The following is a 22,748-nucleotide window of genomic DNA, read 5'->3' on the forward strand; positions in this document are numbered from 1 at the left end:
GGCGTGGTCGGCGTAGCCGGTGCGGGAGGCGACGCGATCCGTGTGCGAGAAGGGTGCGGGCGGGAGTCGGCGTGGGAGGCGACGTGGCCGTCCCGCCAGGCGACCTGGCCGTCCCGGGCTGCCGGTGATGAAAGTTTCATGCACCTTGGCGGGCATTCAGCGAGGATGCGGGCCGCGCCCCGCGCGTAACCGCACCGGACGCTGTACAGCCCGGCGAGGGCGGCTCACTATGGGAGCGCTCCCACCCCCCCGAGACTGGAGTTGATCGCCCGTGAGATTCCACTACGGCCTACGCAGATGGGCCGTGACCACGACCACCACCGTGACCGCCGCGAGCCTCGCGGCCCTCGGGCTCGCCATCGGCCAGACCACGGCGGCGAGCGCCGCGGTCGCCTGCGACGTGACCTACACCGCCAACACCTGGACCAGCGGCACCGGCCAGGGCGGCTTCACCGCCAACCTCACACTCGAGAACACCGGCGACCCCATCACCTCCTGGACCCTCGCCTTCGACTTCCCGACCACCACCCAGAAGTACACCCCCACCGGCTGGGGCGCCGACTGGAGCCAGACCGGCACCCGCGTCACCGCCAAGAACCTCCCCTGGAACGGCGGCCTCGCCACCGGAGCCTCCACCTCCATCGGCTTCAACGGCACCTGGACCGGCGCCAACCCCAGCCCCGCCTCCTTCACCGTCAACGGCACCGCCTGCGGCGACACCCAGCCGCAGACGCCCGCCGTCGTCACCTCGGCCAGTTCGCTGGCCGTGCCGGAAGGCGGCACCGCGGGCTTCACCGTCAAGCTGTCGTCCGCGCCCGCCTCCGACGTCACCGTCACCACCGGCAGGACCAGCGGCGACAGCGACCTGACGGTCAGCGCGGGGGCCTCGCTCACCTTCACGCCGTCCAACTGGAACACCCCGCAGAACGTCACCCTCGCCGCCGCCCAGGACGCCGACACCGCGGCGGGCACGGCGGCGTTCACCGTCGGCGGCGCGGGCGTCACCCCGGCCACGGTCAACGCCACCGAGGTGGACGACGACGCCACTGTCGAGCAGGCCGTCATCGTGGCGCCGACCGCCGTGACCGTGCCCGAGGGCGGCACCGCCGCCTACACGGTGAAGCTGGCCGCGCAGCCCTCCGCGAACGTGACCGTCACCTCGGCGGCCGGCTCCGGCGACGCCGACATCACCGTCGCCTCCGGCGGCAGCCTCACGTTCACGCCGTCCAACTGGAACACCGCGCAGAACGTCACCCTCGCCGCCGCCCAGGACGCCGACACCGCGAACGGCACGCGCACGATCACCGTCGCCTCCACCGGGCTGACCTCCAAGTCGGTCACCGCGACCGAGGCCGACGACGACGGCGGGCCCACCCCCGTGCACGTCGAGAACCCGTACGCGGGGGCGAACGGCTACGTGAACCCCGAGTGGTCGGCCAAGGCCGCGGCCGAGCCGGGCGGCGCCGCCGTCGCCAACACCTCCACCGCCGTGTGGATGGACCGCATCGCCGCCATCGCCGGGTCGTCCACCGTGATGAGCCTGCGCGCCCACCTCGACGAGGCGGTCAGGCAGGACGCCGCCAACGGCGCCACCCCGCTGACCATCCAGGTCGTCATCTACGACCTGCCCAACCGGGACTGCTCGGCGCTGGCCTCCAACGGCGAACTGCTCATCGCCGAGAACGGGCTCAACCGCTACAAGGCCGAGTACATCGACCCGATCGCCACGATCCTTCGCGACCCGGCGTACGCGAACCTGCGCATCGTCACGATCGTCGAGCCCGACTCGCTGCCCAACCTGGTGACCAACCTCAGCTTCCCCAAGTGCGCCGAGGCCAACTCCACCGGCGCGTACGTGGAGGGCGTCCAGTACGCGCTGAACAGGCTGCACGCCATCCCCAACGTCTACACCTACGTGGACGCCGCCCACCACGCCTGGCTCGGCTGGGACAGCAACTTCGGCCCGTCGGTCAACCTCTTCCACACCACCGTGGCCGGCACCACCGCGGGCGTGGACAGCGTGGACGGCTTCATCGTCAACACCGCCAACTACTCGGCCACCAAGGAGCCGCACTTCACGATCGGCACACTGGTGAACGGCACCTCCGTCCGCCAGTCGCGCTGGGTGGACTGGAACTACTACGTGGACGAGTCGTCGTTCGCCAAGGCCCTGCGCGACGCGCTCGTCGCCAAGGGCTTCAAGCAGGGCCTGGGCATGCTCATCGACACCTCGCGCAACGGCTGGGGCGGCGCCGCCCGTCCCGGCGCGGCGAGCGGCTCGACCGACGTGAACACGTTCGTGAACGAGTCGCGGGTGGACCGCCGCATCCACGCCGGCAACTGGTGCAACCAGAGCGGCGCGGGCCTCGGCGCGCGGCCGGCCGCGAGCCCCGAGCCCGGCCTGGACGCGTACGTGTGGATCAAGCCGCCGGGTGAGTCCGACGGCGCCAGCAGCGACATCCCGAACGACGAGGGCAAGAAGTTCGACCGGATGTGCGACCCCACCTACACCGGCAACAACCTCAACGGCAACAACATGAGCGGCGCGCTGGGCAACGCGCCGCTGTCCGGCAGGTGGTTCTCCGCCCAGTTCCGTGAGCTGGTGCGGAACGCCTACCCGCCGCTGTCGTAACCGCCCGGCACGCGTGGTGAGGGGCGCCCTGCCCGGGGCCCCTCACCACCGTCATCTCTGCCTGTCGCGCCACTCCGCCACCACCCGCTCGACGTCGAACGGCGCCAGGTTGAGCGGCGGCCCCGACAGGCCCGTCCTGATCGCCTCGCGGATCCTGCCGTTGATCTCCTCGACGATCCGCCGCGCCTCGGCCTCCGTCCGCGCGCCCCTGGCCTCCGCGAGCGCCTCCTCGGCGTCCCTGCGCAGGGCCAGCGTCGGCGGGAGCGGCATCGACAGCCCCTCGCTCTCCAGCTTCTGCCTCACCCACCACAGCTCGTCGTGCGGCCGGTCGAGGCCCGGCAGCGGCTTGCCCGCACCCGGCAGGTCGTCGAACTCGCCGCGCTCCATCGCCTCGCGGATCTGCCTGTCGACCCAGCTCTCGAACGGCATGCCTCCCGGCTTGCGCTCGGTCACGTCGCGACCCCCTGTCGTACGCGCACGCGCGGCCCGCCTGGGGGCCTCACGCGAGGTTGTGGCTCGGGGCGAGCGGCTCCCGCCAGCCGAGGACGGCCTCGGTCATGCGCACCGACGCGACCGTGGCCGCCACGTCGTGCACCCGCAGGATGCGTGCCCCCTTCATGACGGAGACGACGTTCGCGGCGATCGTCCCCTCCTTCCGCTCGCCCTGCGGGCGGTCGAGCGTCTCCCCGATGAAGTCCTTGTTGGACAGGGCGACCAGCGTCGGGTACCCGATCGAGGTGATCTCCTCCAGCCGCCTGGTCAGCTCCAGCGAGTGGAAGGTGTTCTTGTTCAGGTCGTGCCCGGGGTCGATGACGATCCTGTCGGGGGCGATGCCCGACTCCAGGGCGAACGCGACCCGCTCCCGCAGGTAGGCCGCGACCTCGGCGACCACGTCGCCGTAGCTGGGGCGGAACACCCTCCTGCCGGGGCCGCCCAGGCTGTGGGTGACCACGACCGTCGCGCCGGTGTCGGCCGCCACCCGCGCCATGCCGGGCTCGCGCAGGCCGTTGGTGTCGTTGATGACGTCGGCGCCCGCCTCGATCGCCGCCTCGGCGACCGGCGCCCTGTGGGTGTCGACCGAGATGACCGCGTCGGTGGCGCCCCTGACCTTGGAGATCACCGGGACCACCCGGTCGATCTCCTCGTCCACGCCGATCGGCGCCTGGGCGGCGCTGAACGCGAACCCGCCGATGTCGACCCAGTCGGCGCCGGCCTCGACGGCCCTGCGCGCCGCCTCGACGGCGCTGTCCAGCTCGAACGTGCGGCCCTGGTCGTGGAAGGAGTTGGGGGTCCTGTTCACGATGGCCATGACGGCGACCTGGCGCTCGAAGTCGAACTCGCGCCGACCGATGCGCCTGACCGGCGCGATGATGCGGGGGCTCCCGTGGTGTTCCATCGCCTGCGAGCCTACCCGCACGGGGGGCGGCTCACGCGGGCGGCGGGCCTGGGCGGACGGGGCGGCGGTCAGGCGGTGAAACGGCCCGAGCGGCTGCCGCCCTCGGCCATGACCCTGATGCGTTTCATCGCCCGCCCGTGCCGCGCGCTCGCCGGTCTGGGCAGCCGCATCGTCATCCGCACCGTCGTGCCGTCCGGCCCGGTGCGGAAGTCCGCCGCGTCGCACAGCCGGTTGATCAGGTAGATGCCCCTGCCGCTGTGGGCGTGCTCGGGCGGCTGCCGCCGCCCGTGGTCGTACCCGCCTGGGATGCCGGAGCCGTGGTCGCTGATCTCCGCCCGGATGACGCCGTCCACCGTCCATATCCTGACGTGTCCGTCGCCACCCCCGTGCTTGACGGCGTTCACCACGGCTTCGTGCACCGCCAGGACGAAGTCCTCCAGCCGCGGTCCGCGCAGTCCGCAGCTCGCCGCGCTCGAGGCGACGACGCCGCGCAGCGGCGTCACGTCCGCGATCGTGAACGACCGGGCCAAGAGCGTCCGCATGGGTTGCTCCTCCGTCCGCGGGTTGGGCCGGTCCGGAGGGAACGGGCCGGGGCGCCTCCCCCGGCGAGACGGTGGAGAGCCCGTTCCGCGATGGAGCGCCGGGCAGGTCCCGCTCGCCCCCTCCGTGCCGGCAACGACACGCAGGCCGCGCTTCAGGACCTGTTCGAGACGTCCCCCTTCCCCCGCGTCGCCGGAATACACCGGGTTCCCGTCAGGGCCAGGCCCCGACCCCGGAGGCGAACTCCCTGACGCGGGCGACGGGCCCGGCGTCCGGGGCGAGCGGCGGCGTGTCCATGCCGTCGCCGTCGTGCAGGCCCTCGAACAGCTCGCGGATCGCGTCCTTCGCCGAGTACGCCGGCGTCCAGCCGAGCACCTCGCGCGCCCGCTCCACCTTCATGACGGGGAGCGCCAGCGCCAGTTCCAGCAGGCCGGGCGCGGCGGGCAGGAGCCGCAGGTGCCAGCCGGCCGCGACGGCCGCCCTGGCCAGCCCCGCCGAGACGGGGACGGTCCGCGCGCCGAGCAGCTCGGCCAGGTCGGACGCGCCGAGCACCGGCTCGGCGGCGATGTTGAACGCGCCCCGCACCGGCCGCGTCAGGGCCAGCCGGTACGCGTGCGCCGCGTCGTCGGCGTGCAGGGCCTGCAGCCGCAGGCCTGGGATGTCGGGCACGAAGGGGACCCGGCCCGCCTTGACCAGCCGGCGCGGCAGGAGCGGGCCGCCGAACAGCCTGCGCTGCTCGGTCGCGGCCTGCCGCTTGAAGATGAACCCCGGCCGCATCCGCACCACCCGCACGCCGGGGTGGTCGTGCTCGAACACGTCGAGCACCCGCTCGACGTACGCCTTCTCCCGCCCGTACGCGGCGCCCGGGTAGCCGTGGGTCGGCCAGCTCTCGTCCACCGGCGTGTCCTTCGGCCCCGGCGAGTACGCGCCCACGGAGGAGGCGTGCACGAGCGTGGGCACGCCCGCCTCCGCCGCCGCGCGGAACACCCGCATGCTGCCGATGACGTTGGTGCGCCAGGTGACGGTGGCGTCCCTGGTCGGCTGGAACAGCCAGGCGAGGTGCACCACCGCGTCCGCGCCGTCGAAGATCGGCGTCAGCTCGTCGCGGGCGACGTCGGCCTGCCGCCATTCCGTGCGGTCCACGCGCCAGCCGGGCCGCCGCCTGGCGACGCCGACGACCGAGGTGACGTCGTCGTCCGTCGCCAGCGCGCGCACCAGGCTGGTCCCGACATTTCCGGTGGCTCCCACCACGACCACTCTCATGCCGCTCCCGCTGCCCGGCGGCCCGGCCGCGAAACCCCCCTTGACCTGGCGGTTCAGGGCTTCAGCAGGACCTTGATGGCCCCGTCCGCCTTCTTCTGGAACATCTCGTACGCGGCGGGCGCCTCGTCCAGCGGCACGCGGTGGGTGGTGAGGTCCATGACGCCGAGCGGGTCGGAGTCGTCGGTGACGAGCGGCATCAGGGCGCTGATCCACCGCTTGACGTGCGCCTGCCCCATGCGCAGGGTGACACCCTTGTCGAACAGCCGCAGCATCGGCATGGGGTCGGTCATGCCGCCGTACACGCCGATGACGGAGATGACGCCGCAGCGGCGCACGCTGTCGATGCACTGGTTGAGCGCGTTGAGCCGGTCCACGCCCGCGTGCGACATGAGCGGGGCGGCCATGGCGTCGGGCAGCAGTCCCGTGAGCGTCTGGGCGATCTTCGCGGCGGGCGAGCCGTGCGCCTCCATGCCGACCGCGTCGATCACGGAGTCGGCGCCGCGTCCGGAGGTGCGGGCGCGGATCTCCTCGGGCACGTCGTGGGTCTCGGAGGCGTCCACGACCTCGACGCCGTGGCGGCGGGCCATCTCCAGCCGCTCGGGGACGCCGTCCACGCCGATGACGTGGTGTCCGAGGTGGCGGGCGATGCGGGCGCACATCTGGCCGATCGGCCCGAGTCCGAAGACGGCGACGGTGCCGCCCTCGGGGATCTCCGCGTACGCGACGGCCTGCCAGGCGGTGGGCAGCACGTCGGACAGGTAGACGAAGCGCTCGTCGGGCGGGCCCTCCGGCACCTTGATCGGGCCGAACTGGGCCTCGGGCACCCGCAGGTACTCGGCCTGGGCGCCGGGCACCCGGCCGTACAGCTTGGTGTAGCCGAACAGCGCGGCGCCCATGCCGTGCTCGCGCACCTGGGTGGTCTCGCACTGGGCGTACAGCTCCATGCCGCACATGTGGCAGTGCCCGCAGGCGATGTTGAACGGGATGACCACGCGGTCGCCCGGTTTGAGCCCGTTCACGGTGGAGCCGACGGCCTCGACGACCCCCATGGGCTCGTGGCCGAGGATGTCGCCCTCCGCCATGAACGGCCCGAGCACCTCGTACAGGTGCAGGTCCGAGCCGCAGATGCCGCTGCTGGTCACCCTGATGACCGCGTCGTTCGGCTCCTTGATCATGGGGTCGGGGACCTCCTCGACCCGTACGTCGCGCTTGCCGTGCCAGGTGACGGCCTTCATGCTGTCTCCTTACTCCGGTGGCTGCGATACTCCGGTGGCTGCGATCGCCGACAAATGCCGCATACCCCCACATATGGCCGCAAACAGCTCGGTCGCCGCGGGGGCATACCGCCGTGATAGGAGCCAACTGGTACGACCGCTCCCCGCGCTCCCGCCCGTACGGTGGCGACACCCCCCAGTACGCGAGGAGAGTCACATGCTCCCCAGAAGGACCGTGACGGCGGGCATCGCGCTCGCCGCCACCCTCGTCACCGTCCCCGCCGCGGCGTTCGCGGCGAGGAGCGCCGCCCCCCAGGACGCCACCCCCTTCGAGGCCGCCAGGACCGCCGCGGCCGCCGTCGCCGACCCGCCGTCCGGGCTCGTCGGCGCGCTCACCCGCGACCTCGGCGTCTCCGCGGAGCAGGCCAGGACCCGCCTGGTCAACGAGGCCGCCGCCGCGGCGCTGGAGCCCAGGCTGCGCGCCCTGTTAGGCGACTCGTACGCGGGCTCGTGGGTGACCGGCCCCACCTCCACCCCCGTCGCCGCCACCACCGACCCGGCGCGGGCCGGCGAGATCGCCGGCTACGGCGTCGAGGCCCGCGTCGCCGCCCGCCCGCTCGCCGCCCTGGACGCCGCCAAGGCCGCGCTCGACCACGCGTCCGCCAGGGCCCCCAGGACCGCCCCCGTCTGGTACGTGGACGTCGTCGAGAACAGCGTCGTCGTCCTGACCTCCACCCCCGCCAAGGCCGCCGCCTGGGTCGAGGCCAGCGGCGCCGACGCCTCAGCCGTCAAGGTCGTACGCTCCGACGAGCGCCCCCGCACCTTCTACGACGTCCGCGGCGGCGACGCCTACTACATCGGCTCCGGCACCCGCTGCTCCGTCGGCTTCGCCGTGACCAGGGCGGGCTCGCCCGGCGGGTTCGTCAGCGCCGGCCACTGCGGCACCACCGGCAGCACCACCTCGGGCGCCAACCGGGTCGCCCAGGGCACCTTCCGCGGCTCCTCCTTCCCCGGCAACGACTACTCCTGGGTCGAGGTCAACTCCCAGTGGACCCCCGTCGGCGTCGTCTACGCCTACGGCTCCGGCCTGCTGCCCGTGCGCGGATCGGCCGTCGCCCAGCCCGGCTCGGCCGTGTGCCGCTCCGGATCGACCACCGGCTACCACTGCGGCACCGTCCAGCAGCTCGACACCAGCGTCACCTACTCGCAGGGCACCGTCACCGGCGTGACCAGGACGAACGTCTGCGCCGAGCCGGGCGACTCCGGCGGCTCGTTCATCTCGGGCGACCAGGCGCAGGGCGTCACCTCCGGCGGCTCGGGCGACTGCACCTCCGGCGGCACCACGTACTTCCAGCCGGTCAACGAGATCCTCGCGACGTACGGGCTCACGCTGGCCACCCAGGGCGGCGGCGGCAGCACCCCGCCCACCTCTCCCCCGCCCTCCGGCGGCACCTGGTCGCCCGGCGTCGCGTACGCGGCCGGGGCGCAGGTGACGTACGGCGGCGCCGCCTACGTCTGCCTCCAGGGGCACACCTCCCAGGCCGGCTGGGAGCCCCCGAACGTGCCCGCCCTCTGGCAGCGCGTCTGACCCTCTCCCCCTCCCGGGCCGGGCTCCCCCGGCCCGGGATCGCCATGAAACGGTCGGCCACTCGCACGCCGGAGGCAAAGCGGAAGTCCGTCTCCCCAAGACTCTTTACACGCTACGTGCGCACCGGGTAACTGTAGGTAGCACGAGATCGCGGACAAGGAGCCGGGCGATGACGGTGAGCTTCATTCAGGAGCGTGTGGGATCCCGCGTGGACGACCGGCTCGCCGGCTTCCTCGAGACGTGGCGGGCGCCCGTCGCCGACCCCGACGTGCAGGCGGCGTACCGGCTGCTCGGCGACTTCATCCTCGGCGGCGGCAAGCGGGTCAGGCCCCAGCTGTGCTACTGGGGCTGGCGCGGAGCGGGCGGCGGCGACTGCGACGAGATCATCAGCGCCGCGGCGGCCCTGGAGCTCTGCCACGCCGGGCTGCTCATCCACGACGACATCATGGACGGCAGCGACCTGCGCCGCGGCCGGGCCACCGTCCACAGGGGGCTCGCCGCGCTGCACGACGGCCCCGACGCCGACGCGTTCGGCGAGGCCGGGGCCATCCTGCTCGGCACGCTCAGCCTCGCCTGGTCCGACGCGCTGCTCGCGTCCTGCGGGGTCGAGCCCGCCCGGCTGCGCGCCGCGCAGCACCTGTTCGACGCGATGCGCACCGAGGTCATCAGCGGACAGTACCTCGACATCCTCGCCCACCGGCGCACCGGCGCCAGCGTCACGGCGGCGCTCACGGTGATCCGCTACAAGACCGCGAAGTACACCGTCGAGCGTCCGCTCCAGATCGGCGGCGCCCTGGCCGGCGCGCCCGGCGAGCTCATCGACTCCTACTCGCGCTTCGGCCTGCCGCTGGGTGAGGCGTTCCAGCTCCGCGACGACGTCCTCGGCACGTTCGGCGTCTCCGCCCAGACCGGCAAGTCCGCCCTCGACGACCTGCGCGAGGGCAAGCGCACCGTGCTCTTCGCCGAGGCCGTGCGGCGCGCCTCCCCCGGTCAGCTCGCGTACCTGCGCGCCTGGCACGGCAACCCCGAGCTCACCGAGGAGCACGCCGCCGAGATGCGCGCCGTCCTCCGCGACACCGGCGCGCTCGCCCGGGTCGAGAACATGATCGAGGAGCGCGTGGCCGAGGCGGTCGACGCGCTCGGCGCGGCGCCCGTCGAGGCCGACGCCCGCGCCGCCCTGACCGTCCTGGCCGACCAGCTCGCCCACAGGACCAGCTAGAAGCCCCCGTCCCGGCGGGCCCGGCGCGGGCCCGCCGGCTTCAGCCTGCCCGCAGGTTCGTTCCCTATCCCAGATTGGTGGTGCCCCATGTCCGAAACCACGGATTCGACCGTTCCAACGAACGGCAACGGCCAGCTGAGCCTCAGCACCGAGGCCGCGCGCCAGCTCGCGACCACGACCAAGACGCCGCCGCAGATGCAGGAGATCACCTCCCGCTGGCTGCTGCGGCTGCTGCCGTGGGTGCAGTGCGCGGGCGGCGTGTTCAGGGTCAACAGGCGGCTGACGTACACGCTGGGCGACGGCCGCATCACCTTCACCGCCACCGGCTCCGACGTCCGGGTCATCCCCGCCGAGCTCACCGAGCTGCCCATGCTGCGCGGCTTCGACGACATGGAGGTCCTGGAGGCGCTGGCCACCCGTTTCAGCCGGCGCGAGGTCGAGCCGGGCGAGGACATCGTCACCGAGGACAACCCGGTCGACCGGCTCGTGCTCATCGTCCACGGCCGCGTCACCAGGGTGGGCCGCGGAGCGTACGGCGACGAGCAGAACCTCGGCGTGCTGGCCGACGGCGACTACCTCGGCGAGCAGGCGCTCGTCGACGGCGGCAGGTTCGCCTTCACCGCCAAGGCCAAGACGTCCTGCACGCTGCTCACGCTCTCCCGCCAGGACTTCCAGCAGGTCGCCGACCAGGCGCCCGGCCTGCGCGAGCACCTCGACCGCTGGCGCGCCAGCGGCTCGCACGCCACCAACGACCACGGCGAGGCCGCCATCGAGGTGTCCTCCGGCCACACCGGCGAGCCCACCCTGCCGGGCACGTTCGTCGACTACGAGCTCAGCCCCCGCGAGTACGAGCTCAGCGTCGCCCAGACCATCCTGCGCGTCCACAGCCGGGTCTCCGACCTGTACAACCAGCCGATGAGCCAGCTCGACCAGCAGCTCCGCCTCACCGTCGAGGCGCTGCGCGAGCGGCAGGAGCACGAGCTGGTCAACAACAGGGAGTTCGGCCTGCTGCACAACGCCGACTTCGGCCAGCGCATCCGCACCCGCTCCGGCCCGCCCACCCCCGACGACATGGACGACCTGCTCGCCACCGTGTGGAAGGACCCGGCGTTCTTCCTCGCGCACCCGCAGGCCATCGCCGCCTTCGGCCGCGAGTGCACCAGGCGCGGCATCTACCCGCAGCCCAGCGAGGTCAACGGGCACCGCGTGCCCGCCTGGCGGGGCGTCCCGATCTTCCCGTGCAACAAGATCCCGGTCTCCAGGGCCCGTACCAGCTCGATCATGCTCATGCGGGTCGGCCAGGAGAACCAGGGCGTCGTGGGCCTGCACCAGACCGGCATCCCCGACGAGTACCAGCCCGGCCTGTCCGTCCGCTTCATGAACATCAACGAGAAGGCCGTGATCTCGTACCTCGTCAGCGCCTACTACTCGGCGGCCGTCCTGGTTCCCGACGCGCTCGGCGTCCTCGAGGACGTCGAGATCGGTCGGGAGAACTGACGCCTCCCGTGCGGGAGCTGGCCTGAGAGAGGGAGGTGTTGTCCGGTGACCGAGTCCGAGCAGCGGCTGAGCCTGGGCGTCGAGGCGGCGCGCACGCTCGCCACGACGACCAAGACCGCGCCGCTGGCCAGGGAGATCACCCCGCGCTGGCTGCTGCGGGTGCTCCCCTGGGTCGAGGTCGAGGCGGGCGTCTACCGGGTGAACCGGCGGCTGACGTACCTGGCCGGAGGCGGCAAGGTGAGCTTCTGGCAGACCGGCTCGCGGGTGCGGGCCGTGCCGCCGAGCCTGACCGAGCTGCCGCCGCTGCACGGGCTCGAAGACCCCCTGCTGCTCGACGCCCTGGCCGGGCTGCTCGAACAGCGGGAGTACGCGCGCGGCGACACGATCGCGCGGGCCGGCGACCCGGCCGGCGAGCTGCTGCTGGTCGCCCGCGGCCGGGTGGCGGAGGTCGTGGAGGGCCCGTACGGCGACCGGCTCGCCGGGCGGGTGCTGGCCGAGGGCGAGCACGACGGCTCCCTCCTGCCGGGCGGGCGCCGCGCCGCCACGCTGGAGGCCCGCACCGCCTGCACGGTGCTGGCCCTGCCGTGGCGCCAGGTGGAGGCCCTGGCCGGTGAGCGGCCCGCGCTGCGCGCCACGCTCGACCGCCACCGGGCCCGTGCGGCCGCGCCGCGCAACAAGCACGGCGAGGCCGCGATCGCGCTCGCGGCCGGGCACCGCGGCGAGCCCGTGCTGCCCGGCACGTACGTCGACTACGACCCAGGCCCGCGCGAGTACGAGATGAGCGTCTCCCAGACGGTGCTGCGGGTGCACACCAGGGTCGCCGACCTGTTCAACGACCCCATGGACCAGGCCGCCGAGCAGCTCAGGCTCACCGTCGAGTCGGTACGCGAGTCGCAGGAGCGCGAGCTGCTCAACGACCCCGGCTTCGGCCTGCTGCACAACGTGGACGCCCGGCAGCGGCTGCACGCCCGCACCGGCCCGCCCACCCCCGAAGACCTGGACGACCTGCTGACCCGCAGGAAGAAGTCCCGCTTCTTCCTCGCCCACCCGCGGGCCGTCGCCGCCTTCCACCGGCAGTGCACCGCCCGCGGCGTCTACCCCGGTGTCGTCGAGTTCGACGGCGCCGTGGTGCCGGCGTGGCGGGGCGTGCCGATCCTGCCCTGCGACAAGATCCCCGTCACGCCCGCGGGCACCAGCACGATCCTCTGCATGCGCACCGGCGAGCCCGACCAGGGCGTCGTCGGCCTGCGCCCGCGCGAGGTCCCCGACCAGCGCGAGCCGGGGCTCGGCGTCACCGTCACCGGCATCGACGCAAGAGCCGTCATGTCCCACCTGGTCAGCGCCTACTACTCGGCCGCGGTGCTGGTGCCCGACGCGCTCGGCGCCCTGGAGGACGTCGAGGTGTGGCGCTGACCATGGCCCACAGGAGAGAGAGCCGAGTGAGCAGCTCACAGCCGTTCGAACTGCCCGACTTCTACGTGCCGTACCCGGCGCGGCTCAACCCCCACGTCGAGGAGGCCCGCGCGCACTCGGCGCGCTGGGCGCACGACATGGGGATGCTGGAGGGGTCGGGCATCTGGGAGCGGGCCGACCTCGACGCCCACGACTACGCGCTGCTGTGCGCCTACACCCACCCCGACTGCGACGGCCCCGAGCTGTCCCTGATCACCGACTGGTACGTGTGGGTGTTCTTCTTCGACGACCACTTCCTGGAGACGTTCAAGCGGTCGGGCGACCGCGAGGGCGGCAAGGAGTACCTCGACCGGCTGCCGCTGTTCATGCCCATGGACCTCGCCGACGGCACGCCCGAGCCGGCCAACCCCGTCGAGGCGGGCCTGGCCGACCTGTGGACGCGTACCGTGCCCGGCAGGTCCCGGGCGTGGCGGGAGCGGTTCGCCGAGACCACGCGGAACCTGCTCGACGAGTCGCTGTGGGAGCTGTCCAACATCAACGCGGGCCGGGTGGCCAACCCCGTCGAGTACATCGAGATGCGGCGCAAGGTCGGCGGCGCACCCTGGTCGGCGTGCCTCGTCGAGCACGCCGTGGGAGCCGAGGTGCCGGCGCGCATCGCCGCGTCGCGGCCCATGCGGGTGCTGCGCGACGCGTTCGCCGACGGCGTGCACCTGCGCAACGACCTGTTCTCGTACCAGCGGGAGGTCGAGGACGAGGGCGAGCTGAGCAACGGCGTGCTGGTGCTGGAGACGTTCCTCGGCTGCACCACGCAGGAGGCCGCCGACGCCGTCAACGACCTGCTCACCTCGCGGCTGCAGCAGTTCGAGCACACGGTGTTCACCGAGCTGGGGCCGCTGTTCGCCGAGCACGGCGTCGATCCCGTCTCGGCGGCCGGGGTGCTGGCGTACGTCAAGGGGCTGCAGGACTGGCAGTCCGGCGGGCACGAGTGGCACATGCGGTCGAGCCGCTACATGAACGAGCGGGCCGGCGCGGGCCGGCCGGCCGGCGTGCCGTCCATCGTGCACCTGCTGGGGGCGCAGCGGCTGCGCTCCTACACGCACGTCCCGCACGAGCGGGTCGGGCCGTCCGTGATCCCCGACATCTTCATGCCGTTCGAGCTGAGGATGAGCCCCCACCTCGACGCCGCGCGGCGCACCGTCGTCACCTGGTCGCGGTCGATGGGCATGCTGGAGGCGCAGCCCGGCGTCGCGGGTTCCTGGGTCTGGGACGCCGAGAAGCTCGCCGACTACGACCTGCCGCTGTGCGGCGCCGCCCTGCACCCCGACGCCACCCCCGACCAGCTCGACCTGACGTCGGCCTGGCTGGCGTGGGGCACGTACGGCGACGACTACTTCCCCGTCGTCTTCGGCCGCACCCGCAACCTCGGCGCCGCCAGGGTGACGGTGGACCGGCTGTCGATGTTCATGCCGCTCGACGGCGAGGCCGTCCCCGAGCCGGCCACCGCGCTGGAGCGTGGGCTGGCCGACCTGTGGCGGCGCACGGCGGGCCCGATGGAGCCGTTCGCGCGGCGCAGGTTCCGCGCCGCCGTCGAGGTGATGGCCGAGAGCTGGGTGTGGGAGCTGGCCAACCAGGCGGAGAACCGCGTCCCCGACCCGGTGGACTACGTGGAGATGCGGCGCATGACCTTCGGCTCCGAGCTGACGATGAGCCTGTGCCGCCTGGCCCACGCCAAGGCGATCCCCGAGGAGGTGTACGCGAGCGGCACGATGGCGTCGCTGGAGAACTCCGCGATGGACTACGCCTGCCTGCTGAACGACGTGTTCTCGTACCAGAAGGAGATCGAGTTCGAGGGAGAGGTGCACAACGCGATCCTGGTGGTGCGCCGGTTCTTCGACTGCGACTACCCGGTGGCGCTGGGCATCGTCAACGACCTGATGACGTCGCGGCTGCGGCAGTTCCTGCACGTCGTGGAGCACGAGCTGCCGGTGCTCTGCGACGACCTCCGTCTCGATGCGCGGGCCAGGGCCGAGCTGGACGCCTACGTCGAGGAGCTGCGCAACTGGATGGCCGGGATCCTCAACTGGCACCGGCACTGCCGCAGGTACGACGAGGCGTCGCTGCTGCGCCACCACCGGCCGCCGCTGCCCCGGCTGGGCGGGCCGACGGGCCTCGGCACCTCGGCCGCGCTGCTCGCGTCCTACGGCCGGTCGGCGGGGTGGGGCTCGTAGAACCAGCCCATCATGCGGAGCATGCGCTGCTGGAACGGCGTGACGTTGAGCAGGCGGATCCACCGCTCGGCGGCGGGCAGCGCCGGCAGCGCCAGCACCCGCATGCCCGACAGGTCGACGAAGGTCAGCTCGCCGGTGTCGACGTCGAGGGGGCAGCCGCTCTCTCGCAGGCCGGCGAGCGTCCTGGCCAGGGCGGCGCTGTTGGTGGCGTCGACCTCGCCCACGAGTGCGACGGCGGGCGCCTGCGGGGCGAACCGCATCACGATCTTGAGCTGCTTGTCCTGGTAGAGCAGCCGCTCCTGGTCACCGTTCAAGGCCTTCGCACCCCCCAACGCTCTCACCTCGGGGGTTGTGGCCGAACCCGCCACCGTCGAAGGATGATCGTCACCCATCCTCCCGGCTGGCTGGACGCCTCAGATGGAGGTCGTGGCACGTTGCCGCGCCACGATTACAGAAACCAGGTTACACGAAATATGTTTCTCTTTGTATTTTTCGCCGGAAAATGACCGAATTAGAGTGAAATCGTGAACGGTTGCTCGCCGCTCTCCACCGGGCCCGTCACCGGCTCCTTCACGTACGGATCGGGGGCGACGCCACCTCCGGGTGCACGGCCGCGTCCCGGCCGGGATCTCCCTCCCATGGTGCGGACCTGGCGGGTCGCTGGCGGGTCACAGGCCCTCGCATGGGCCGCTCCTGGACACCCCGGACGCCCGGTGCGCGGACATGGCGAGGGCCGGCCCGGCGGGATGCCGGACCGGCCCTGCGGCAACGGTTCGAGTGGGCCGCGAGGCCCCGGCAGGCCGCCACGCAGGAGGACGTGGCTGGCCGGAAACCCGTCGCGACCCCGCTGACCTGCGAAGATCAGCGCAAGGGTGCTCAGCCGTTGTTGAGGACGTTCAGGTTGATGCGCTCAAGGTGAGCGGCGCTGAGGGCGTCGAAGTTGTTGAGCGAGTCGCCCAGCAGGTTGTTGCCGACCGTGGCGTCGGCGAGAGCCGAGAGCTGGCCGAGAACCTGCGTGCCGGAGTTGGTGGGGTTCGGGCCGACGTCGGCGGAGGCGGCCGTGGCCGGCACACCGAACGCGAAGCCCGCGATCGCGGCAGCGGCGAGAATGCGACGCATCATTTCTTCTTCCCCTTCTCGGAATCGGCGCGAAACGCGCGCCTTCGTGAATTGCTCGCACCCGGGCTGCGAGATATCGCGGTCAACGATTCCGCGCCCCAAGATCGGTCGCAACCGGAAAAAGCTAAGTCGAAGTCAAATGCGCTTCCCGATTCCTTGGGGCTTGATCATAGTTCGTCCACATTTGCCCGAAGGGCATAATTTTGCCCTAGGTGGCATGGGCGGCCATTTTTCATTTTATGGACATATGCATGCCCCACATGACCAAAACCTGTTTTATGCATATACGGGCGGAGGAAAGTTCACAGAAGACATCCTCATGACGCGTCGGCGCGCATGCCGGCGCGTCCGGTCACGGGAGCGCTGAACGAGCCATGAACGCACGACGCCTGTTTCTCGCCATGGCGGTCGCGGGCGCGATTCCGGCCGCGCCGCATTCCGCCGCGCCCGCAGGCGCGGATTCGAGCGGAGCGCCGCCCTTCGGTGCCGTTTCCACCCCGCCCGGCGTCAGCCCCATTTCCACCAGGCCGACCCCACGGCGCTTTTCCGCCCCTCTGGATGTACGGCCCCTGCCCGCTTCTCTGGGCATACGGCCCCTGCCCGCCCCTCCGCGCGTACGGCCCCTGGCCGCCCCTCCGGGCGGTAGCGCCGTCGCCGCCGTGCCGGGCGCCGGAGCGGTCAGCGAGTTGCCGGGCGCAGGAACGGCCGCCGCCCCGCGGGGCGTCGCCGGGGCGCGCTCGGCCGCCGGGATCATCGCGCTGCGGGCCGCGCTGGAGATGGTCGGCCTGCCCTACTCGTGGGGCGGAGGCGGCGTGGACGGGCCGGGGTACGGCGCCGGCAGCGGCGCGCGTACGTGGGGCTTCGACTGCTCCGGTCTCACCGAGTACGCGTGGGCGCGGGCCGGGGTGATGATCGGATCGACGACGCGCGAGCAGTGGCGCTCGGGCATCCGCGTCCCGAAGGAGCTGGTGGAGCCGGGGGACCTGGTCTTCTACGACAGCGACCCGGCGCGTCCCGGGCCCGAGCACGTCGGCCTGGCGGTGGACGCCGCCCGGATCGTCGACGCGCCGTACACGGGCGCGAACGTGCGGCTGGACCCGCTGGACAGGCCGCACTTCCGCGGAGTCGTCCGCCCGGCACCCGGACGCCCCGAGCAGACGTGAAGTCGGGCGGCGGGACCGGGGAGGCGCAGGGGAAGCACCGGCCCCAGCCCGCCACCTCCGGCGTCACAACTGACGTGACGGCACGGGCGGCACCAGGGGTGATGTGACCGCGTGCGCGGCCTCGCAACTGATGCGACGACGCCGGCGGCGTCAGGCTGACGTGACCGCGTGGGCCGCGCCACGGGTGACGTGACCGCGTGGGTAGCGGGAAAACGGCCGCGCGGCCCCGGGTCGCCCTCCTGAATCGACCCCGGACCGCGCGGCTGTGAAGAACTCGGTGCACACCGAGCATGTGCCGTGGCAGATGTCGTGGCCTCGCGAGTCACCACGACGCGGCTGCCACGTTCCCGTCGGGCGCGCGGACCGGGCGGACCTTGGTGGCGGCCGTCCCGCCTCATCGCGGGGACCGCGGGTCCTCCCCCGCGCGCGGCGGGCGGCGTCAGCCGTTGTTGTTGAGCAGGTTGGCGGTGACGTCCTCGACGTGGGCCAGGCTCAGCAGGTCGAAGCCCTGGAGCGAGTTGTTGGCGAGGTTGTTGGCCGCGGTGAGGTCGTCGAGCAGGCTCGTCTGACCGGCGATGTTCGTGCCGCTGTTGTAGGGGTTCGGGCCGACATCGGCGGAAGCGACCTGAGCGGACAGACCAAGGGCGATGCCCGCGACGGCAGCACCGGCCAGAATGCGACGGATCATGATTGATTTCCTCCATGGATAGGCGCGGAAAATGCCAGCGCCTTAGTCGTTGTGCAGGGCTTTGAGGTGCCGTCAATAACCATCGCGGCAGGGCGCGAAAATCGCAACTCAAAAACCTCTAAAGAAGGTCAAGGAGCCGCCTCGATTTCTTGGCACTCGATTTTTGCGGCTCGTCGCCTGCGGCAGGCCATATACGCGGGCTCCGGCGCCCCTGGAAAGGGATTGTTTTTGACTTGGGGCGAGCAGGATATGCCGTTCGTGCCCGGAGCTTTAAGCCTGGATCACCCTTGGCTTGGTAATCCCCCTACGCCGTCGCCCGCCGCCGGGGACGGAGCCCCCAATTCCGAGAAACACACCATTTAGCCCATCAAAAGCATCCGACGCTCATAAGGATGGGCAGAGGCACCCGCCCTACGTGAGCTCCGCCGCCCCCTCCTCCGAAGAACCGGCCGTTGAGCGGGCGTCGCCGGGGCGGTACACCTCAGGCATGACACCTGGAACGCCGTATCTCGTCAGCGTCGCCGAGGAGCGGGCCGCCGCGGCCGGTTTCCGTCGTTCGTCCGAACCGGCTGTCGGGCGGCTGCTCGCCGCCCTGGCCGCGGCCGTGCCGGAAGGGGGACGGATCCTGGAGCTCGGCACCGGCGCCGGCGTCGGGACGGCCTGGCTGGCGAGCGGGCTGTTGCCGCGTACCGACGTGACGGTGACCACCGTCGAGCGCGACCCCGCGTCGGCGGCGCTCACCGCGGGAGGCGACTGGCCGGGCTTCGTCGCGTTCCGCACCGGCGACGCCGTGGAGCTGCTGCCGGAGCTGGGGACGTTCGACCTGATCTTCGCGGACGCGCAGGGCGGCAAGCAGGTGGGGCTCGACCTGACGATCGCGGCGCTCAACCCCCGGGGCGTGCTGCTCGTGGACGACATGGTGCCCGCGCCCGGCGAGACGTGGGACGCGGGCTTCACCGCCCGTCAGGAGGCCGTACGCCGCACCCTGCTGACCCACGAACGCCTCGTGGCGGTGGAACTGTCCCACGGCTCCGGCGTGGTCCTCGCCACCGCCCGACCCTGACCAGGCCAGGCGCCGCGAACACCCATCCCACCACGCGTCCCTGCCCCTGCCAGGGGGCACGGCACCGCTCCGCGCCGTCCCCCTACCTGAGCAGGCGCGCCCGTCCCGTCGCTGCCCGCCCCGACCTCGCCACGTCAGCGGGAGCGTCGTCCTCCCCACCGCCTGCTTCTGGGACGCCGACCCCCGCTGCCCGGCCGCCGACGGAGGTCAGGGGGGCGGGGGGAGGCGGTCCAGGGCGGTGGACAGGCGGGTGAGGGCGGCGAGGCAGTCGCGGAAGGCGTCCATCCCGAGTTCCTCGGCGAGCCGCTGGGCGAGCGCGCGGTGCGCGGGCGCGATCGCGGCCACCGCCTCCCGGCCTGCCAGGGTCGGCTGGAGCAGCTTGGCGCGGCGGTGCGCGGGGTTGGGCCGGTACTCGGCCAGGCCCTTCTCCACGAGCAGGTCGGCGATGCGCTGCACGCCCTGTCTGGTCATGCCCATGGCCCGTGCGATGCCGGCCACCGGCAGCGGCTCGTGCAGGACGGCCCCGAGCACCTGCCACCACGCGGCCGTCAGCCCGGACGGCCTGGCCAGCCCCTCGGCCACCTCCAGGAACTGCCCGTTCAGCCGGAACGCCCGCAGCGCGGCCGCGGAGAGCAACTCGGCCGGCTCGTTCACGCGCGCATCAACACCTCGAAGGCCGAGGCGTCGCTCCTGCCGAACAGCCGGAACCAGGCGTCCAGCACCTCGGGACGGTAGACGTCGAGGCGGCGGAGGATCTCGCGGGCGAACGCGGCGGGCTCGGTGGGGCCGGCGGTGACGAGGTCGCCGGAGAGCACGGCGTCGCGGTCGAGGTAGCGGGCGGCGCCGCCGTAGCCCTTCTGCATCTCCAGGTACGGCAGCGCGGCGCTGGTGTGCTCGCGCTCGTCGAGCAGCCCTTCGCGGGCGAGCCCGGCGGTGGCGCCGCAGATGGCGGCGACGGGGACGCCCGCGTCGAGGAACTCCCGTGCCTTGCGCGCGAACGGCGCGAGGTCGTCGCCGGCGTCCCACAGGTCGGCGCCGGGGAGGATCAGCAGCTTGCTGCCCTCTGGGGTGAGCCGGTCGAGCGCGAGGTCGGGGGTGACGCGCAGGCCGCCCATGGTGACGACGGGGTCAAGGGTGGGGCCGACGGTGACGATCTCGTACGCCCCGGGCTCGCGGTGGAAGCGTTCGCTGCGCAGGTGGGCGGTGGCGTGCCCGGTCTCCCAGTCGGCGAGCGTGTCGTAGACGGCGTGGTGGACGATTCCCTTCATGACAACACGCTGTCATTACGACAGCATATTGTCAACCGATTCCCGTGCGAGGATAGACGTCATGGCACAGATCGTCGGCGGGGGACCTCCGGTCAACGACGCCGAGCGTCGCGTGATCGCCTACCTGCGGGACCACGCACCCGCCGACTGGCTGCTGCTGCACAACGTCGAGGTGCCGCGCGGGCACGACCTGTTCGAGATCGACCTGCTCGTGCTCACCGGCCACTCGCTGGTGGTCGTCGACGTCAAGGGCACCCGCGGGCGCATCGAGGTCTCGGGCACCCGCTGGTTCCCGCCGCGCAGGGAGGCGTTCGGGTCGCCGGTGGCCAAGCTGCGGGGCGTCGCCAAGGCGCTCAAGGGCCAGCTGGTGTCCAGGGCCACCCAGCTCGAACGGGTCTACGTCGACAGCCTGGTCGTGCTCAGCTCCCCCGACGCCGAACTCGTCGACCCCGTCGGGCGCGACGCCCCGTACGTCACCGACCTGCCCCGCCTGGTGGCCACGCTCGGCGACGTGTCGCGGGTCAGGCGCGGGTGCAGCACCGACGCGCGTCCGTACCTGACGGCGATACTCGACGCGCTCAACCAGACCGTGCGCCGCAGCACCTCGCCGCCCCGGTTCGGCAACTGGGAGGTCGAGGAGCAGCTCGGCGGCGACAGCAGGGTCACCGAATACCGCGCGTTCAACGCGACGCTGCCGGGCAGCGAGACCGTGCTGCTGCGGGTCTACCAGGCCGACCCGCTCGCCGACCAGGCCACCAGGGCGGCCGAGCGCCAGCGCATCGCCAACGCCTACCAGTCGCTGGCGCGCATCCCGCCGCATCCCCGGGTCGTGCGCTCGCGCGACTTCTTCGCCATCGACGACGAGAGCCGCTTCGTCCTGGTGCTGGACGACGTGCACGGCGAGGCGCTGCAGCTCAGCATGGGCGGGCGCGCGGGTATGGGCGTGATCCAGGATCTCCTGGCCGGCCTGGCGCACGCGCACGCCAACGGCGTCATCCACCGGGCGCTCACCCCGGCCTGCGTGCTCGTCACCGACGACGGCCACGCCGTGCTGACGGGGTTCGACTACGCCAAGCCGGGGCCGCGCAACTACACGGTCGTCCACGAGCTGGGCAACGTGCTCGACGGCCACTACGTGGCGCCCGAGTGCCAGAACCGTCCCGAGCGGATGACGGCCGCCTCCGACGTGTACGCGGCGGGCGTGATCGCCTGCCAGCTCCTCACCGGCGAACCGTCCGCCGGGGCGGACGCGGACGTCCCCGACGTGGTACGCGCGATGCTCGACCCGGTGCCCGGCAGGCGGCCGACGGCGGCTCAGGCGCTGGAGGGCTTACGCGGGGTGCCGCAGGAGTCCGCCGCGCAGGGGTCCAGGCTGCGGCGGCTGTTCCGCCACCTGGTGCCCCGCCCGTGAGCGCCGCCCCGCCTCAAGCCCGCGCCTGAACGCCCGGCACCGTGAGCCCGCGCCTGAACGCCCCGCACCGTGAGCCCGCGCCTGAACACCGCCTCAGGCCTCCACCTGAACACCGCCTCAGGCCTGCTCCTGAGCGAGGGCGTCGAGGACGTCGATCACGTACACCGCCTGGCTGGTCCGGTCGGGCACGGCCACGCGGGCGCCGACGTGCTGCCCCACGAGCGCGTCCAGCCAGGCGTCGGGCACGGCGCCGGGCCGCAGCGTGTACGCCGCCGGCCCGCCCCTGCGGTAGGACGAGTCGAGGGCTCTGCGGTCCGGCCAGCTCGTGGCCGCGTACTGGACGACCACCTTCGACCCGGCGGCGACCGGCGGCCCCGAGCCGTCGATGAGGACGCGCGGCGGGTCGGCGGGAGCCAGGTCGGCGGGCGGGGCCGGGAGCGTCCTTCCGACCAGGCGGGCGTCGGGCGGGTAGCCGCCCAGGACGTCGAAGACGACGACGAGCGTGTCGGAGGGCGAGACGCCGTCCGGCCGCGGCTCGGGGCCCAGCGCCTTCGCGGCGGGCCCCACCAGCATGACCCGGCTGCCGGCCGGGCGCCCGATGAGAGAGTCGCGCCAGGTCTCGGCGACGAGGCGGCCGTCGAGGACGACGCTGGCGGGCTGGTGGGCGTCGTACGTGCTCAGGTAGGACCGGCCGTCGGACCAGCGGCGGATGTCCACGTCGGCGAGCACGACGTCGCCGGGGGCGGTCCGCCGCCCGGCGCCCTCCGACAGCACGGTGACGCGCGGCACGCGGGCCGGCGCGGCCTTCGGGATGGTGACGACGGGCTTGCTGCCGAACGCGCCGGTCACGACGGGCATGGCGCCGTCGTCCGCCACGCCGCACGAGGCGGCGAGCACGAGCAGGGCGGGCCAGATCAACCGCACGACGCCTCCCCGGTCACGCTGCCTCCCCGCTGGCTCCCGGCGGGTACCCGAGGGGGTCGTTGCCCGGATCGGCAAAAGCGATGCCGCCGCCGCGGCCATCTCACGACAAAGCTCTCCACCGG

Annotated in this window: 20 protein-coding genes; 9 read left to right on the top strand and 11 right to left on the bottom strand. The window is 72.6% G+C overall.

Annotated elements, in window-relative coordinates:
• The first annotated feature begins 304 nt into the window (after positions 1-304).
• Positions 305-2,632, top strand: a complete 2,328-nt coding sequence (locus BMX74_RS46515) for a glycoside hydrolase family 6 protein (RefSeq protein WP_337959867.1) — start codon at positions 305-307, stop codon at positions 2,630-2,632.
• 51 nt (positions 2,633-2,683) lie between these two features.
• Here the strand turns inward: BMX74_RS46515 and BMX74_RS32210 are convergent, their stop codons facing one another.
• From BMX74_RS32210 to BMX74_RS32230, 5 genes are all read right to left on the bottom strand, one after another.
• Positions 2,684-3,085, bottom strand: coding sequence for a DnaJ family domain-containing protein (locus BMX74_RS32210; RefSeq protein WP_055509148.1), 402 nt, complete (start codon positions 3,083-3,085; stop codon positions 2,684-2,686).
• A 46-nt stretch (positions 3,086-3,131) separates the two neighbouring features.
• Positions 3,132-4,028 (bottom strand): dihydropteroate synthase, encoded by an 897-nt coding sequence (gene folP / locus BMX74_RS32215; RefSeq protein ID WP_091104378.1) that lies wholly within the window; start codon positions 4,026-4,028, stop codon positions 3,132-3,134.
• Between the two features lie 68 nt (positions 4,029-4,096).
• Positions 4,097-4,570, bottom strand: coding sequence for an ATP-binding protein (locus BMX74_RS32220; RefSeq protein ID WP_091104380.1), 474 nt, complete (start codon positions 4,568-4,570; stop codon positions 4,097-4,099).
• A 211-nt stretch (positions 4,571-4,781) separates the two neighbouring features.
• The gene (locus BMX74_RS32225; protein ID WP_091104382.1) at positions 4,782-5,831 is read right to left on the bottom strand and encodes an NAD-dependent epimerase/dehydratase family protein; all 1,050 of its coding nucleotides are present in this window, start codon (positions 5,829-5,831) and stop codon (positions 4,782-4,784) included.
• Positions 5,832-5,884: 53 nt separating this feature from the next.
• Positions 5,885-7,066: a zinc-dependent alcohol dehydrogenase gene (locus BMX74_RS32230; protein ID WP_055509141.1), complete on the bottom strand. Its 1,182-nt coding sequence runs from the start codon at positions 7,064-7,066 to the stop codon at positions 5,885-5,887.
• Positions 7,067-7,262: 196 nt separating this feature from the next.
• Here BMX74_RS32230 and BMX74_RS32235 point away from each other — a divergent pair, with 196 nt between their 5' ends.
• From BMX74_RS32235 to BMX74_RS32255, 5 genes are all read left to right on the top strand, one after another.
• A complete protein-coding gene (locus BMX74_RS32235) occupies positions 7,263-8,633 on the top strand; it encodes a carbohydrate-binding protein (protein ID WP_091104383.1) in 1,371 nt (456 codons plus the stop codon).
• Between the two features lie 169 nt (positions 8,634-8,802).
• Positions 8,803-9,852, top strand: a complete 1,050-nt coding sequence (locus tag BMX74_RS32240) for a polyprenyl synthetase family protein (protein WP_055509137.1) — start codon at positions 8,803-8,805, stop codon at positions 9,850-9,852.
• A gap of 87 nt (positions 9,853-9,939) precedes the next feature.
• Positions 9,940-11,349 (top strand): family 2B encapsulin nanocompartment shell protein, encoded by a 1,410-nt coding sequence (locus tag BMX74_RS32245; RefSeq protein ID WP_091104385.1) that lies wholly within the window; start codon positions 9,940-9,942, stop codon positions 11,347-11,349.
• A 45-nt stretch (positions 11,350-11,394) separates the two neighbouring features.
• A complete protein-coding gene (locus tag BMX74_RS32250; protein WP_055509133.1) occupies positions 11,395-12,762 on the top strand; it encodes a family 2B encapsulin nanocompartment shell protein in 1,368 nt (455 codons plus the stop codon).
• Between the two features lie 26 nt (positions 12,763-12,788).
• Positions 12,789-14,990 carry a terpene synthase family protein gene (locus BMX74_RS32255; RefSeq protein ID WP_236715122.1) on the top strand — a complete coding sequence of 734 codons (2,202 nt, stop codon included), beginning with the start codon at positions 12,789-12,791 and terminating at the stop codon, positions 14,988-14,990.
• Here the strand turns inward: BMX74_RS32255 and BMX74_RS32260 are convergent.
• Together BMX74_RS32260 and BMX74_RS32265 are read right to left on the bottom strand one after the other, a co-directional pair.
• Complete coding sequence (locus BMX74_RS32260; protein ID WP_055509131.1) at positions 14,960-15,304, bottom strand: STAS domain-containing protein; 345 nt, start codon at positions 15,302-15,304, stop codon at positions 14,960-14,962. The two genes, BMX74_RS32255 and BMX74_RS32260, sit on opposite strands and share 31 nt — an antisense overlap.
• Before the next feature lie 562 nt (positions 15,305-15,866).
• Complete coding sequence (locus BMX74_RS32265; protein WP_055509129.1) at positions 15,867-16,112, bottom strand: hypothetical protein; 246 nt, start codon at positions 16,110-16,112, stop codon at positions 15,867-15,869.
• Positions 16,113-16,768: 656 nt separating this feature from the next.
• Between BMX74_RS32265 and BMX74_RS43385 the strand changes: the two genes are divergently transcribed.
• A complete protein-coding gene (locus tag BMX74_RS43385) occupies positions 16,769-17,272 on the top strand; it encodes a C40 family peptidase (RefSeq protein ID WP_143078836.1) in 504 nt (167 codons plus the stop codon).
• Between the two features lie 439 nt (positions 17,273-17,711).
• Here the strand turns inward: BMX74_RS43385 and BMX74_RS32275 are convergent, their stop codons facing one another.
• A complete protein-coding gene (locus tag BMX74_RS32275) occupies positions 17,712-17,960 on the bottom strand; it encodes a hypothetical protein (protein ID WP_055509125.1) in 249 nt (82 codons plus the stop codon).
• A gap of 487 nt (positions 17,961-18,447) precedes the next feature.
• Here BMX74_RS32275 and BMX74_RS32280 point away from each other — a divergent pair, with 487 nt between their 5' ends.
• Positions 18,448-19,023 (top strand): O-methyltransferase, encoded by a 576-nt coding sequence (locus BMX74_RS32280; protein WP_091104389.1) that lies wholly within the window; start codon positions 18,448-18,450, stop codon positions 19,021-19,023.
• 207 nt (positions 19,024-19,230) lie between these two features.
• Here BMX74_RS32280 and BMX74_RS32285 read toward each other — a convergent pair whose 3' ends face one another.
• On the bottom strand, positions 19,231-19,677 hold the full coding sequence (locus BMX74_RS32285) for a MarR family winged helix-turn-helix transcriptional regulator (protein ID WP_091104390.1): 447 nt from the start codon (positions 19,675-19,677) through the stop codon (positions 19,231-19,233).
• Positions 19,674-20,291 (bottom strand): type 1 glutamine amidotransferase family protein, encoded by a 618-nt coding sequence (locus tag BMX74_RS32290; RefSeq protein ID WP_055509120.1) that lies wholly within the window; start codon positions 20,289-20,291, stop codon positions 19,674-19,676. The genes BMX74_RS32285 and BMX74_RS32290 overlap by 4 nt, the downstream gene beginning before the upstream one ends.
• 61 nt (positions 20,292-20,352) lie before the next feature.
• On the opposite strand from BMX74_RS32290, the gene mads6 reads away from it, so the two are divergent.
• Entirely contained in the window at positions 20,353-21,702 is a 1,350-nt protein-coding gene (gene mads6 / locus BMX74_RS32295; RefSeq protein ID WP_055509117.1) for a methylation-associated defense system protein kinase MAD6, read from the top strand.
• A gap of 117 nt (positions 21,703-21,819) precedes the next feature.
• On the opposite strand, the gene BMX74_RS32300 is transcribed toward mads6, so the two are convergent.
• Positions 21,820-22,626, bottom strand: a complete 807-nt coding sequence (locus BMX74_RS32300; RefSeq protein WP_143078837.1) for an FKBP-type peptidyl-prolyl cis-trans isomerase — start codon at positions 22,624-22,626, stop codon at positions 21,820-21,822.
• Between the last annotated feature and the right edge of the window lie 122 nt (positions 22,627-22,748).

The sequence above is a fragment of the Nonomuraea pusilla genome (genome assembly GCF_900109355.1).
In the GTDB taxonomy this organism is placed as follows: domain Bacteria; phylum Actinomycetota; class Actinomycetes; order Streptosporangiales; family Streptosporangiaceae; genus Nonomuraea; species Nonomuraea pusilla.